Origin of the sequence: Streptomyces sp. NBRC 110028 (assembly GCF_001417735.1) — a bacterium.
Classification (GTDB): domain Bacteria; phylum Actinomycetota; class Actinomycetes; order Streptomycetales; family Streptomycetaceae; genus Streptomyces.
The window spans coordinates 1,097,988-1,111,930 of sequence record NZ_BBUZ01000022.1 but is presented as its reverse complement, the minus strand read 5'-3'; the positions used below and the strand labels follow the sequence as shown (position 1 = coordinate 1,111,930).

General features: G+C 72.9%; 13 protein-coding genes. 9 read left to right on the top strand and 4 right to left on the bottom strand.

Annotation, left to right across the window (positions count from 1 at the left end):
• Positions 1-565 (top strand): biotin/lipoyl-containing protein (locus ASC60_RS05180; protein ID WP_159043206.1); only part of this gene is annotated, 565 nt, incomplete at its 5' end.
• Between the two features lie 62 nt (positions 566-627).
• Here ASC60_RS05180 and ASC60_RS05175 read toward each other — a convergent pair.
• The gene (locus ASC60_RS05175; RefSeq protein ID WP_055547025.1) at positions 628-1,803 is read right to left on the bottom strand and encodes an esterase family protein; all 1,176 of its coding nucleotides are present in this window, start codon (positions 1,801-1,803) and stop codon (positions 628-630) included.
• 142 nt (positions 1,804-1,945) lie between these two features.
• On the opposite strand from ASC60_RS05175, the gene ASC60_RS05170 reads away from it, so the two are divergent.
• Positions 1,946-2,545, top strand: a complete 600-nt coding sequence (locus ASC60_RS05170; RefSeq protein WP_055547023.1) for a TetR/AcrR family transcriptional regulator — start codon at positions 1,946-1,948, stop codon at positions 2,543-2,545.
• 39 nt (positions 2,546-2,584) lie between these two features.
• On the opposite strand, the gene ASC60_RS05165 is transcribed toward ASC60_RS05170, so the two are convergent.
• Positions 2,585-3,577, bottom strand: coding sequence for a DeoR/GlpR family DNA-binding transcription regulator (locus ASC60_RS05165; RefSeq protein WP_055547021.1), 993 nt, complete (start codon positions 3,575-3,577; stop codon positions 2,585-2,587).
• A 162-nt stretch (positions 3,578-3,739) separates the two neighbouring features.
• Entirely contained in the window at positions 3,740-5,245 is a 1,506-nt protein-coding gene (locus ASC60_RS05160; protein WP_055547019.1) for an NAD(P)H-quinone dehydrogenase, read from the bottom strand.
• A 108-nt stretch (positions 5,246-5,353) separates the two neighbouring features.
• On the opposite strand from ASC60_RS05160, the gene ASC60_RS05155 reads away from it, so the two are divergent.
• The 4 genes from ASC60_RS05155 to ASC60_RS05140 all read left to right on the top strand — a co-directional run bounded on the left by ASC60_RS05155 (position 5,354) and on the right by ASC60_RS05140 (position 9,753).
• On the top strand, positions 5,354-5,791 hold the full coding sequence (locus tag ASC60_RS05155) for a gamma-glutamylcyclotransferase (protein ID WP_055547017.1): 438 nt from the start codon (positions 5,354-5,356) through the stop codon (positions 5,789-5,791).
• A gap of 128 nt (positions 5,792-5,919) precedes the next feature.
• On the top strand, positions 5,920-6,855 hold the full coding sequence (locus ASC60_RS05150) for a hypothetical protein (protein ID WP_055547289.1): 936 nt from the start codon (positions 5,920-5,922) through the stop codon (positions 6,853-6,855).
• Positions 6,856-6,930: 75 nt separating this feature from the next.
• Positions 6,931-7,767 carry a purine-nucleoside phosphorylase gene (locus ASC60_RS05145; protein ID WP_199830865.1) on the top strand — a complete coding sequence of 279 codons (837 nt, stop codon included), beginning with the start codon at positions 6,931-6,933 and terminating at the stop codon, positions 7,765-7,767.
• A gap of 294 nt (positions 7,768-8,061) precedes the next feature.
• Entirely contained in the window at positions 8,062-9,753 is a 1,692-nt protein-coding gene (locus ASC60_RS05140) for a phospho-sugar mutase (protein ID WP_055547015.1), read from the top strand.
• Positions 9,754-9,763: 10 nt separating this feature from the next.
• Here the strand turns inward: ASC60_RS05140 and ASC60_RS05135 are convergent, their stop codons facing one another.
• Positions 9,764-10,438 (bottom strand): PH domain-containing protein, encoded by a 675-nt coding sequence (locus ASC60_RS05135; protein WP_199830864.1) that lies wholly within the window; start codon positions 10,436-10,438, stop codon positions 9,764-9,766.
• A 146-nt stretch (positions 10,439-10,584) separates the two neighbouring features.
• On the opposite strand from ASC60_RS05135, the gene deoC reads away from it, so the two are divergent.
• The 3 genes from deoC to ASC60_RS05120 are packed head-to-tail and all read left to right on the top strand — an operon-like array spanning position 10,585 to position 13,872.
• Positions 10,585-11,580, top strand: coding sequence for a deoxyribose-phosphate aldolase (deoC, locus tag ASC60_RS05130; protein WP_199830863.1), 996 nt, complete (start codon positions 10,585-10,587; stop codon positions 11,578-11,580).
• Positions 11,581-11,585: 5 nt separating this feature from the next.
• On the top strand, positions 11,586-13,019 hold the full coding sequence (locus tag ASC60_RS05125; protein ID WP_055547011.1) for an aldehyde dehydrogenase family protein: 1,434 nt from the start codon (positions 11,586-11,588) through the stop codon (positions 13,017-13,019).
• Positions 13,012-13,872 carry an aldehyde dehydrogenase gene (locus ASC60_RS05120; RefSeq protein WP_055547009.1) on the top strand — a complete coding sequence of 287 codons (861 nt, stop codon included), beginning with the start codon at positions 13,012-13,014 and terminating at the stop codon, positions 13,870-13,872. Before ASC60_RS05125 ends, ASC60_RS05120 begins: the two co-directional genes overlap by 8 nt.
• The last annotated feature ends 71 nt before the right edge of the window (positions 13,873-13,943 follow it).

Below are 13,943 nucleotides of genomic sequence, written 5' to 3'. Positions count from 1 at the left end.
GCTGCAGCGCGCCGCCCGCGCGCTGGCGGAGTTCCAGGTCGAGGGCATGGCCACCGCGATCCCCTTCCACCGGGCCGTGGTCGCCGACCCCGCCTTCACCAGCGACCCGTTCACCATCCACACCCGCTGGATCGAGACCGAGTTCACCAACACCATCCCGCCCTACACCGCCGCTCCCGCCACCGACGAGGACGAGGAAGCCGGCGCGCGGGAGACGGTGGTGGTCGAGGTCGGCGGCAAGCGGCTGGAGGTCTCCCTGCCCGCCTCCCTCGGCGTGGCCACCGCACCCGCGGGCGGCTCGAAGAAGCCCAAGCGCAAGGCCGTCAAGAAGGGCGGCTCCGCCGCCTCCGGCGACGCCCTCGCCTCCCCCATGCAGGGCACCATCGTCAAGGTCGCCGTCTCCGAAGGCGACACCGTGGCCGAAGGCGACCTCATCGTCGTCCTCGAAGCCATGAAAATGGAACAACCCCTCAACGCCCACCGCGCGGGCACCATCAAGGGCCTGAGCGCCGAGGTCGGCACCTCGATCACCTCGGGCTCGGTCATCTGCGAGATCAAGGACTGACACCGCGCCGTACCGCCAACCGGGCCCCGGCCGTCACAAGACGGCCGGGGCCCGCGGCATGCTCAGCGTCTCGCCACGTCCTGCGGGAAGGTCAGCTGCCCGCTCATCCAGCGCAGCGCCGTGGGCAGTTCGCGCCGCCAGGTGCGGAAGTTGTGGCTGCCCCGGCCCAGGATGATCGACTGGGCGCGCATCGGCGGCCGTACGGCGGCCAGGAACGACCGGGTCGCGCCGTAGTCCGGCTCGCCCTTGCGGCTGGAGGCCACCAGCACCGACACCTCGGGCCCCGGCAGGTGCCGCAGCCGCCACAGCAGATCGTGCTCCCGCATCCGCCGCCGCCCCGCCGGACCGCCGCCGAACAGGTCCCCGGTGGTGGGGTCGTTGACCACGCGGTAGTCGGGCGAGAGCGCGACCGCCGCGGAGTAGACCCGCGGATGGCGCATGGCCAGCTGCAGCGCACAGGTGCCGCCCGAGGAGTAGCCCAGGACGCCCCAGGCGCTGGAGTCATGGCCGATCCGGTAGTGGTGTGACAGCGCCTCGGGCAGGTCCTCGGCGAAGTACGTCTCGGCCCGCGGCCCTCCGGGGACGTCCACGCACTGGGTGTCCCGCGGCGGGGCGATGGTGGGCCGGACCATCACGATGACGGCGGGCTGCGCCGTCCCCCGCCGGATCAGGTCGCCCGCGGTCTGCGGCACCCGCAGATGCTGGGCCAGCAGAAACGACCCGCCGGGGTAGCCGCTGATCGCGACGATGACGGGGAACCGCTGGCGGGCGTACGGGCGCTGGAAGTACTGCGGCGGCAGGAAGACGTACGCCGGGTTGGCGACCTGGCTGCGGCGGCCCAGGATCCGCACCGACTCCACCGCTCCGGTCCGCTCCGGCGGCCCGCCGGGCAGCCCGTGCACCCGGTCGAGCCCCTGCGGCGGCGCGGGCTGCACCAGTGCCCCGGCCGGTCCGCCGGGGGCCGTCTCGCCGCCGTGCACGTCCGAGAGGGCGGCCGGGGCCTCGTCGCCCCCGCCCAGCAGCTCGTCCCAGGACCCGTAGAACTGGAAGTGGGCGTTGACCGCGAGCGCCAGCGCGGCGACCAGCGCGCACTGGGTCACCGCCAGCGAGCCGAGCCGGCCCAGCCACGCCCGTACGCCCCGACCGGCGAAGCGCGGCCACAGCCAGGCCGTGAGCGCGAAGCACACCACGGCGGCGGCCATCAGCACGCACTCCAGCGGCCGTCCGGTCAGCCCCATGGGCGTTGCCCGGCGCGGACGTTGATCCCCATCGTTTCCCCTCCTCGCGCGCCGAAGACGACAGTCTCCGGCGCCCCCATGCCGCGTGATGGCATGCTTGACCTACCGGCAGGCACAGCAAGGCACAGCAGGGAGGACCGCGATGGCGACCGAGACAGCCCCGGCGCACACGCCACCACTCCCCCGCCCCATGCGCGCCGACGCGCGCCGCAACTACGAGCGGCTGCTGGCCGAGGCGCGCACCGCCTTCACCCAGCACGGCACCGACGCCTCGCTGGAGGACGTCGCGCGCCGCGCGGGCGTCGGCATCGGCACGCTCTACCGGCACTTCCCCAACCGCACCGCGCTCATGGGCGCCGTCTTCCAGGGCGAGATGAACGCGCTGCTGACGCGCTCCCGCGAGCTGGCGAAGGCGCCCCAGCCGTGCACCGCGCTGGTCGACTGGCTGCGGGCGATCGTCCACCACGCCAGCACCTACCGCGGACTCGCCCAGGCCCTGATGGCCTGCTCGGGCGACGAGAGCTCGGAGCTGTCCCGCGGCTGCCGGCTGCCGCTGCGCGAGGCGGGCAGCGAACTGCTCGCCCGCGCCCAGCGGGCCGGGGCCGTGCGGCCGGACGTGGTGATCGCCGACCTGATGCAGCTGACCAACGCCATCGCGCTGGCCGTCGAGCAGTCGCCGGACGACCCGGAGCTGGCGGACCGGCTGCTCGCCCTGACCTTCACCGGCCTCAAGGCGCACTGAAGCGATCACCCTGGCACCGCTGTCCCACCGGCCGCCCGGTCAGCGGCGGCGCGGCGCCAGATCCGCCACCCGGCCACCGCCCGTCTGCTGCTCGGGCAGCGAGGCCGCGCTGCGCAGCTGGCCCGCGCCGCCGGGCCCCTGGCCGTGCGGATTGCGGCGCGGCCCGGGCAGCGGCAGCCCGTCCTCACCGGATCCGGCCCGCGGGGCCGATGAGCCCAGCCGCCCCGCCTGGCGGCCCGCGCCCGACGAGCCGCCGCCCTCGCCACCGGCCGGGCCGGACTCCGCGCCCGGCCCCGCCACCGCGATCTGCACGCCCTGGTCGGCCAGGGCCTGCAACTCGGTCAGCGCGCGGTCGTCCTGGGCGGGTGGCTCATCGGTCACCAGCCGCGTGATCACATCGGTGGGCACCGTCTGGAACATGGTGTCGGTGCCCAGCTTGGTGTGGTCGGCGAGCACCACCACCTCCGCCGCGGCCTGGACCAGCGCCCGGTCGACGCTGGCCGACAGCATGTTGGACGTGGACAGTCCGCGCTCGGCGGTCAGCCCGCTGCCGGACAGAAAGGCGCGCGAGACCCGCAGCCCCTGCAGGGACTGCTCGGCGCCGCTGCCGACCAGCGCGTAGTTGGAGCCGCGCAGGGTGCCGCCGGTCATCACGACCTCGACCCGGTTGGCATGCGCCAACGCCTGCGCGACCAGCAGGGAATTGGTGACCACGGTCAGCCCGGGGACCCGCGCGAGCCGGCGGGCCAGCTCCTGCGTGGTCGTACCGGCGCCGACCACGACGGCCTCGCCCTCCTCGACGAAACCGGCCGCGAGATCGGCGATCGCCGTCTTCTCCGCGGTCGCTAGATGGGATTTCTGCGGGAAGCCGGACTCCCTGGTGAATCCGCCCGGCAGCACCGCACCGCCGTGCCGGCGGTCGAGCAGTCCTTCTGCCTCCAGCGCCCGCACATCACGCCGTACGGTCACTTCGGAGGTCTGGACGACGCGGGCGAGCTCACGGAGCGATACCGCTCCGTTCGCACGCACCATTTCAAGGATCAATTGGCGACGTTCTGCAGCGAACACGAAACTGACAGTAACGCCAACGACTGTCTGTTTTCAGCAGCTTGCACTAATTAGCAGAAGTTGTTCATCTGCGCGGGCGCAAGCTGCTATAAGGGGCGCACCTCATACCCCGCCGGACCGTCCTGACTACCCTTCGGACGACTTGCGCGTGTGCAACTGCCGTGCCACCTCGGCGATCGAGCCGGACAGCGAGGGGTACACGGTGAACGCCTTGGCGATCTGCTCGACCGTCAGGTTGTTGTCGACGGCCAGCGCGATGGGGTGGATCAGCTCGCTCGCGCGCGGCGCGACCACCACACCGCCCACCACGATGCCGGTGCCCGGACGGCAGAAGATCTTCACGAAGCCGTCCCGGATGCCCTGCATCTTCGCCCGCGGGTTGCGCAGCAGCGGCAGCTTCACCACCCGGGCGTCGATCTTCCCGGCGTCCACGTCGGCCTGCGAATAGCCCACGGTGGCGATCTCGGGGTCGGTGAAGACGTTCGCCGACACCGTCTTCAGGTTCAGCGGCGTGACCGCGTCCCCCAGGAAGTGGTACATCGCGATCCGGCCCTGCATCGCCGCCACCGACGCCAGCGCGAACACCCCGGTGCAGTCACCGGCCGCGTACACGCCCGGCGCGCTGGTGCGCGACACCTTGTCGGTCAGGATGTGCCCGGACTCCTTCATCCGGACCCCGGCCTCCTCCAGGCCCATGCCCGCGGTGTTCGGGATCGAGCCCACGGCCATCAGACAGTGGCTGCCGGTGATGACCCGCCCGTCCGCGAGCGTGACCTCCACCCGGTCCCCGACTCGTCCCTCCTCGCCCGCCTTCGGCGAGGAGGGTCCCTGTGCCGATGCGGGTCCGGGGACACGCTTCACCGCCGTTGCCCGCGACCGGGACATCACGTTCATCCCGCGCCGCCGGAAGACGTCCTCCAGCACCGCCGCCGCGTCCGGGTCCTCGCCCGGCAGCACCCGGTCCCGGCTGGAGACCAGCGTGACCTTGGAGCCCAGCGCCTGGTACGCGCCCGCGAACTCGGCGCCCGTGACACCGGACCCAACCACGATCAGCTCCTCGGGCAGCTCATCGAGGTCGTACACCTGCGTCCAGTTCAAGATGCGCTCGCCGTCCGGCTGCGCGTCCGGGATCTCCCGCGGGTGCGCGCCGGTCGACACCAGCACCGCGTCCGCGACCAGGGTCTCCTCGGAGCCGTCCGCCGCCCGGACGATCACCTTCCGCGATCCGTCCGGCCCCTGCGCGGGCTCCAGCCGCCCACGCCCCCGCATGACCCGCGCGCCGGCGCGCGTCACGGAGGCCGTGATGTCGTGCGACTGCGCGAGCGCCAGCCGCTTCACCCGCCGGTTGACCTTGCCCAGATCCACGCCCACCACCCGGGCCGCCTGCTCCAGCGGCGGGGTGTCATCGGCGACGATGATGCCCAACTCCTCGTACGAAGAGTCGAACGTCGTCATCACCTCTGCCGTGGCGATCAACGTCTTCGACGGCACGCAGTCGGTCAGCACCGACGCCCCGCCCAGACCGTCGCAGTCGACGACGGTCACCTCCGCGCCGAGCTGGGCGGCGACCAGCGCCGCCTCGTAGCCGCCGGGTCCGCCACCAATGATCACGATCCGAGTCACATGCTCCATTGTCCCGTACCCACCCATTAGGCTTCCGCCCGGGGGTTCGAGTGCGCATTCCGCTACGAACCCGCCACCCCAAGAGCGCTTCCACCCCTCTCCCGTACCCTCTGATCCATGTCGCTCTACGCCGCGTACGCCGGCAACCTCGACGCGCGGCTGATGTCCCGCCGCGCACCGCACTCACCCCTGCGCGGCACAGGCTGGATCACCGGCTGGCGCCTGACCTTCGGCGGGGAGCAGATGGGCTGGGAAGGAGCCCTCCCCACCATCGTCGAAGCCCCGCGCTCGCAGGTCTTCGTCGCCCTCTACGACATCGCCCCCATGGACGAGGACTCCATGGACCGCTGGGAGGGCGTCGGCCTGGACATATACCGCCGCATGCGGATCCGCGTCCACACGCTGGACGGCGACGAACCCGCCTGGCTGTACGTCCTCAACGGCTACGAGGGCGGCCTGCCCTCCGCCCGCTACCTCGGCGAGATCGCCGACGCCGCCGAATCCGCCGGGGCGCCCCACGACTACGTCATGGAACTGCGCAAGCGTCCCTGCTGACTCCGCTTGCGCGCGGCTGGTGAAGTCATCGTGCCGATGCGGCCGTCCCCCTGTTCTCCCACGTGGGGCCCGGGTGAGGATGCGAGTTGATCTCGACCGCCACCACCGAAAGCCGAAAGCCGACCGATATGCCCGTCTTCAGGCGCCGCAAGGGCAACCGACCTCGACTGGCCCCCGAACTCGACGACACCGCCCTCGGCCGGGTCCGGCAACGCCTTGAGACGAGCTGGGTCCGCGGCGACCTCGACACCACCGTGATCGCCCAGGTCTCCAGGGTGGTCGAGGACGCCGGTGAGGACTGGGACCGCAAGGCCCACCGCCTCGCCGTGCTCGCCGCCGCCGCGGGGCGGGCACTGCCCGGGATCTGGCGCCGTCACCACCCCCGCGACCAGGGAGCCCTGCTGCTGCACGCCTGGTCGGACCTGGTGCAGGACCAGCCCGACCTGAGCGACGCCCGCGAGGCCTGCCGCCTCGCCGCCGAGCTGGTTCCCGCCGACCCCACCCCCTACGTGGTGCACCTGGCCACACTGCGCCGCGAGCGGCGCCCCCACCACGAGCTGTCGGCGATCTGGCAGGAGATCATGACCCGCGACCGGTGGAACCGCGAGGCGCACCTCCAGGTCCTCGGCTATCTGTCCCCCGAAGAGTGCGGCTCCGCCGTACAACTCCTCGACCTGCTCGACTCGGTCCGCGGCCGCATGCCCGCCGACGCCCCCGCCGCCGCCCTGGAGCTGACCGCGATCGTCCGCGGCCACCAGCGCGCCATGGCCACCGGCGGCATGGAGGCGATCAGCGCCGGCGAGTACTGGCGGCGCGAGCAGGTCGCCTCCGTCCTCGACCAGGCCACCCAGGACTGGACCCGCCCCGGCTTCCTCCGCCACGCCGCCGCCCTCGCGGACCTCAACGTCCTGGCCTACGCCCTGGTCAGGTCCGGCCGCATGGCCGACGCCACCACGGCCCTGCGCGCCACCACGGGCGTGGTGACCCCCTGGCCCTGGAACGCCGACGGCGACCCCCTGGAACGGTTCTCCCAGCCCTACGAACGCCTCGTCGCCCTCTCGTAGCGCGCCCGCTTCACAACGATCCGAACACCACCCACGAAGACCGTCTACGCGCGTAGGCCCGGACGGGCTACCCTCGTGCGCGTGAACGCATCTGTTACCAGGAACAGCCACGGCGACCCCGCCGACCCCCACGCCGTCGCCGACGCCGCCGCCACGCGCCTGCGCGAGCTGACCGGCGCGGAGACCCACGACGTCGCCCTGGTCCTGGGCTCCGGCTGGGTCCCCGCCACGGACGCGCTCGGCAACCCGGAGCACGAGTTCCCCGTCACCGAGCTGCCCGGCTTCCCGCCGCCCGCCGTCGCGGGCCACGCGGGCACCATCCGCTCGTACAAGCTGGGCGACAAGCGGGCCCTCGTCTTCCTCGGCCGCACCCACTACTACGAAGGCCGCGGCGTCGCCGCCGTCGCCCACGGCGTCCGCACCGCCGTCGCCGCCGGCTGCAAGACCATCATCCTCACCAACGGCTGCGGCGGCCTCCGCGAAGGCATGCGCCCCGGCCAAGCGGTCCTCATCAGCGACCACATCAACCTCACCGCCGCCTCCCCCATCGTGGGCGCCAACTTCGTCGACCTCACCGACCTCTACTCGCCCCGGCTGCGGGCCCTCTGCCAGCAGATCGACCCCACCCTGGAAGAGGGCGTCTACGCCCAGTTCCCCGGCCCGCACTACGAGACGCCCGCCGAGATCACCATGGCCCGCACCATCGGGGCCGACCTGGTCGGCATGTCCACCGCCCTCGAAGCCATCGCGGCCCGCGAGGCGGGCGCCGAGGTCCTGGGCATCTCCCTGGTCACCAACCTCGCCGCGGGCATGACCGGCGAACCCCTCAACCACGAGGAGGTCCTCCAGGCCGGCCGCGACTCCGCCACCCGCATGGGCACGCTGCTGTCCCAGGTCCTGGACCGCCTCTGACGCTGGGGGCTCCGCCCCAAACCCCCCGCCGGGGCTCCGCCCCAAACCCCCCGCCGGGGCTCCGCCCCCAAACCCCCCGCCGGGGCTCCGCCCCGGACCCCGGCTTTCGCTGCGGGGTGGGTGCGCGGTGCGTCCGGTCGGCGGCCACCCGCCAGTGGCCCCGCCCCAGCCCGTCCCCGGTTGCGCACCGGGGTCGCACCACGCCGCCCGGCCGGCGGGCGTACCGGAGCCGGGCCGCGGGCCCGGAGTCCGGCGCACCCACCCACCACCCGCACCCCCACCCAGGAGGCCCCCATGGCGCTCGACCTCATCGACCAGGCCACCACCTGGCTGGCCGAGGACCCCGACCCCGATACCCGCGGCGAGCTGCGGGCGCTGCTGGACGCGGCCGAGGGGGGCGACGACGAGGCGCGGCGCGCGCTCGCCGAGCGCTTCTCCGGCACGCTTCAGTTCGGCACCGCGGGCCTCCGCGGCGAACTGGGCGCGGGACCCATGCGGATGAACCGCGCGGTCGTCATCCGCGCCGCCGCCGGTCTGGCCGCGTACCTCGCGCGGCGGCCGGAGCACGCGGGCGGCCTCGTCGTCATCGGCTACGACGCCCGCTACAAGAGCGCGGACTTCGCCCGCGACACGGCCGCCGTCATGACGGGCGCCGGTTTCCGCGCGGCGCTGCTGCCCCGCCCGCTGCCGACGCCGGTGCTGGCGTTCGCGATCCGCCACCTCGGCGCGGTCGCGGGGATCGAGGTCACGGCGAGCCACAACCCGCCGCGGGACAACGGGTACAAGGTCTACCTGGGCGACGGTTCGCAGATCGTCCCGCCCGCCGACGCGGAGATCGCGGCGGAGATCGCGGCGGTGGGCGGTCTGGGCGGCGTACGCCGCCCGGACACCGGGTGGGAGACGCTGGACGACGGCATCCTCGACGCGTACCTGGCCCGTACCGACGCCGTGCTGACGCCCGGCTCGCCGCGTGACGCCCGCGTCGTCTACACGCCCCTGCACGGCGTGGGCCGCGAGACGCTGACGGCGGCGTTCGCGCGGGCGGGCTTCCCGGAGCCCACGGTGGTGCCGGAGCAGGCGGAGCCCGACCCGGCCTTCCCGACGGTGGCGTTCCCGAATCCGGAGGAGCCGGGGGCGATGGACCTGGCGTTCGCGGCGGCCCGCGAGGCGGCGCCCGACATCGTCATCGCGAACGACCCGGACGCGGACCGCTGCGCGGTGGCGGTCCCCGAGCCGGGGGCGGGTACGAGGACGAACACCGGCTGGCGGATGCTGCGCGGCGACGAGGTGGGCGCGCTGCTCGCCACCCACCTCGTGCGCAAGCGCGTCCGCGGCGCCTTCGCGACGACGATCGTGTCGTCGTCGCTGCTGTCGCGCGTCGCGGCAGACGCGGGCCTGCCGTACGACGAGACGCTGACCGGCTTCAAGTGGCTGGCCCGGGTGGACGGTATGGCGTACGCGTACGAGGAGGCGCTGGGCTACTGCGTGGACCCGGACGGCGTGCGCGACAAGGACGGGATCACGGCGGCGCTGCTGGTGGCGGAGCTGACGTCGGAGCTGAAGGAGCAGGGGCGGACGCTCACCGACCTGCTGGACGACATCGCCGTCGCGCACGGTCTGCACGCCACGGACCAGCTGTCCGTACGGGTCGAGGACCTGTCCCTGATCGCGGCGGCGATGCGACGGCTGCGCGAGCGGCCCCCGGCCGAGCTGGCGGGCCTGAAGGTCACGACGGCCGAGGATCTGACGCGGGGGACAAAGGCCCTGCCCCCGACGGACGGCCTGCGCTATCGGCTCGCCGGGAAGGACACGGTCCGCTCGGCCCGCGTGATCGTCCGCCCGAGCGGCACGGAGCCGAAGCTGAAGTGCTACCTGGAGGTGGTCGTGGACGTGCCCGGCGCCGCGGACCTGCCCCCGGCCCGCGCGACGGCGGAAACGGTGCTGGCGGCCCTGAAGAAGGACCTCTCGGCGGCGGCCGGGATCTGACGCCCCGCCCTCAGATCAGCAGCATGATCACCAGCAGCACCGCACCGGCCAGGGTGGGCGCGATGACCTCGAACGCCCAGCGCACCTCGGGCTCGCCCTGCGCGCCGTCGCGGGACGCGTGGGACTCGGCCAGTTCGCGCAGATCGCCGATGGTCTGGTCGGCCTGGGCGCGGCGGTCCGCCGTCGCGCCCGGGCCGGAGGCGCGGCCGGTGACGCCGGGCGTACGGCCGAAGGAGCCCGCCGCCGCGTCGCGGCTCTGCTGCCGGGCGGCCCGCTTGCGCTGCCGCAGCGAGACGGGGACGGCCCACAGCTGGTACGTCGCGCCGCCCGCCAGCACTTCGCTGGTGTAGCCGGCGCGCAGGGTGTCCACGGAGCCCCAGGGGAGGGTGATGGTGCGGAAGGGGTTGCGTACGAGAAGGCGGTCCGCGCCCGCGTACACCGCCGGGCGCACGGTGAAGGCGATCACCACCGGCACCGCGAACAGCAGCCCGGCGAGGGCGAGCCACGGGGTGCGGCCCTCGCCGCGCAGGATGGCGTCGATGCCGAGCCAGCCGCCGAGTCCGAGCAGCAGCACGCCGCCCACGATGCCGCCCGGGGAGCGGTAGACGCGGTCGGCGTACGTGGTGGGTTCCCCGGGCTCCTCGGCGGGCTGCGCAGGGTCGGCGGGGTCGTCCGGGCTCGTCATGGGGCCGATTGTGCCGCACGGCCCTTCCCCTTGGGCCTCGGGATCAACACGGAACGAATACGGATCGGAGCCGTTCCCTTCCGGTTCGGCCCCAGGTCAGGGGGGTGACATACCGCTACGCGCGTAGATATGCTCAGGTGGTGACCATGCCCACCACTGTTCCCGCATACGGCAAAGAGGCCGCGGAGCGACTGGCGTCGATGGCGGACGTGACCGCCACCGACAGCGCGCTGCGCCGCTTCCTGCACGGCCTGCCGGGCGTCGACGCGGTTGGCCTGCAGGCCCGTGCCGCGACCCTCGGCACCCGCTCGATCAAGACGACGGCGAAGGCGTACGCCATCGACCTGGCGATCTCGATGATCGACCTGACGACCCTGGAGGGCGCGGACACCCCGGGCAAGGTCCGGGCGCTGTGCGCGAAGGGGATCAGCCCCGACCCCACCGACCGCACCGTCCCGAAGGTCGCGGCGATCTGCGTCTACGGCGACATGGTGGCGACCGCGAAGGAGGCGCTGGGCGCCGGCGGCATCCACGTGGCGGCCGTGGCGACCGCGTTCCCGTCCGGCCGGGCGGCCCGCTCCGTGAAGCTGGCCGACACCCGGGAGGCGGTGGCCGCCGGGGCGGACGAGATCGACATGGTGATCGACCGCGGGGCGTTCCTCTCCGGCCGCTACCTGGAGGTCTTCGAGGAGATCCGGCAGGTGAAGGAGGCGTGCGTCCGCCCGGACGGCAGCGCCGCCCATCTGAAGGTCATCTTCGAGACGGGCGAGCTGCAGACGTACGACAATGCGCGCCGCGCGTCCTGGCTGGCGATGCTCGCGGGCGCCGACTTCATCAAGACGTCGACCGGCAAGGTGTCCGTCAACGCCACACCGCCGGTCACCCTCGTCCTCCTGGAGGCGGTCCGCGACTTCCGCGCCGCGACCGGGGTGCAGGTGGGGGTGAAGCCCGCCGGTGGCATCCGTACCTCGAAGGACGCCATCAAGTACCTGGTGATGGTCAATGAGACGCTGGGCGAGGAGTGGCTGTCCGCGGACTGGTTCCGCTTCGGCGCGTCGAGTCTGCTGAACGATCTGCTGATGCAGCGCCAGAAGCTGAGCACCGGCCGGTACTCCGGTCCCGACTACGTGACGGTGGACTGATCGCCATGCCCGTTTTCGAGTACGCCCCCGCTCCCGAGTCCCGCACGGTCGTCGACATCGCGCCGTCGTACGGGCTGTTCGTCGACGGCGAGTTCCGCGAGGCGGGTGACGGGAAGGTCTTCAAGACCGTCTCCCCCTCCACCGAGGAGGTCCTCTCCGAGGTCGCCCAGGCAGGCGCCGAGGACGTGGACCGCGCGGTGAAGGCCGCCCGTAAGGCGTTCGAGCCCTGGTCCGCCCTCCCCGGCTCCGAGCGCGCCAAGTACCTGTTCCGCATCGCGCGGATCATCCAGGAGCGCTCGCGCGAGCTGGCGGTGCTGGAGTCGCTGGACAACGGGAAGCCGATCCGCGAGTCGCGGGACGCCGATCTGCCGCTGGTCGCCGCGCACTTCTTCTACTACGCGGGGTGGGCCGACAAGCTGTCCTACGCGGGCTACGGTTCCGATCCCAAGCCGTTGGGCGTGGCGGGCCAGGTCATCCCCTGGAACTTCCCGCTCCTGATGCTGGCGTGGAAGATCGCCCCGGCGCTGGCCTGCGGCAACACGGTCGTGCTGAAGCCCGCCGAGACGACTCCCCTGAGCGCCCTGTTCTTCGCGGACATCTGCCGCCAGGCGGGCCTGCCGAAGGGCGTGGTCAACATCGTCACCGGCGACGGCTCGACCGGCGCCGAGCTGGTGGCCCACCCCGGGATCGACAAGGTGGCCTTCACGGGATCGACCGAGGTCGGCAAGGCGATCGCCCGCACGGTGGCCGGTACGGAGAAGAAGGTCACCCTGGAGCTGGGCGGCAAGGCCGCGAACATCGTCTTCGACGACGCGCCGATCGACCAGGCGGTCGAGGGCATCATCGGCGGCATCTTCTTCAACCAGGGCCACGTCTGCTGCGCGGGCTCCCGCCTGCTGGTCCAGGAGTCCGTCCAGGACGAGCTGCTGGACGCGCTCAAGCGCCGTATGCGCACGCTGCGCGTCGGCGACCCGCTGGACAAGAACACCGACATCGGCGCGATCAACTCCGCCGAGCAGCTGGCCCGCATCCGCGACCTGGCCGACGCGGGCGAGGCCGAGGGAGCCGAGCGCTGGGCGCCCGAGTGCGAGCTGCCCAGCTCCGGCTACTGGTTCGCGCCCACCCTCTTCACCGGCGTCACCCAGGCCCACCGGATCGCCCGCGAGGAGATCTTCGGCCCGGTCCTGTCGGTGCTGACCTTCCGCACCCCCGACGAGGCGGTGGCGAAGGCGAACAACACCCCGTACGGCCTGTCGGCGGGCATCTGGACGGAGAAGGGCTCGCGCATCCTGGCGATGGCGGGCAAGCTGCGCGCCGGGGTGATCTGGTCCAACACGTTCAACAAGTTCGACCCCGCCTCGCCGTTCGGCGGCTACAAGGAGTCGGGCTACGGCCGCGAGGGCGGCCGCCACGGCCTGGAGGCATATCTCGATGTCTGAACGACTCTCCGTCCTCAAGACCTACAAGCTCTTCATCGGCGGCAAGTTCCCACGTTCCGAAAGCGGCCGGGTGTACGAGGTGACCGATCCCAAGGCGCGCCGGCTGGCCAACGCCCCCCTGGCCTCCCGCAAGGACGCCCGCGACGCGGTGGTCGCCGCGCGCAAGGCGTTCGGCGGCTGGTCCGGGGCCACCGCGTACAACCGCGGCCAGATCCTCTACCGCGTCGCCGAGATGCTGGAGGGCCGCCGCGACCAGTTCGTACGCGAGGTGGCGGCCGCCGAGGGGCTTTCCGCGGCCAAGGCCACCGCATCGGTCAACACGGCGATCGACCGCTGGGTCTGGTACGCGGGCTGGTCCGACAAGGTCGCCCAGATCGCGGGCTCCGCCAACCCGGTCGCCGGGCCGTACTTCAACCTCTCCACCCCCGAACCGACCGGCGTCGTGGCCCTCCTGGCCCCCCAGGGCTCTTCCTTCCTGGGCCTGATCTCGGTCCTGGCCCCCGCGATCGTCACCGGCAACACGGCGGTCGTCGTGGCCAGCGAGAAGGCCCCCCTCCCCGCCCTCTCCCTCGCCGAGGTCCTGGCCACCTCCGACCTCCCGGGCGGCGTGGTCAACATCCTCTCCGGCCGCACCGCCGAACTGGCCACCCCGCTCGCCGCCCATCAGGACGTCAACGCGATCGACCTGACGGGCGCGGCCCCCGAGCTGGCGGCCGACCTGGAGAGGGCCGCCGCCGACAACCTCAAGCGCGTGGTCCGTCCACACCCCGTGGACTGGCCCGCCGACCCGGGCACCGGCCGCCTCCTGTCCTTCCTGGAGACGAAGACGGTCTGGCACCCCATGGGCGTCTGACCCCGCGGGCCCCTCGCCCACCCGGCGAGGGGCCGCCTCTCAGCACCGCTCCCGCCGACCGGACTACCGCA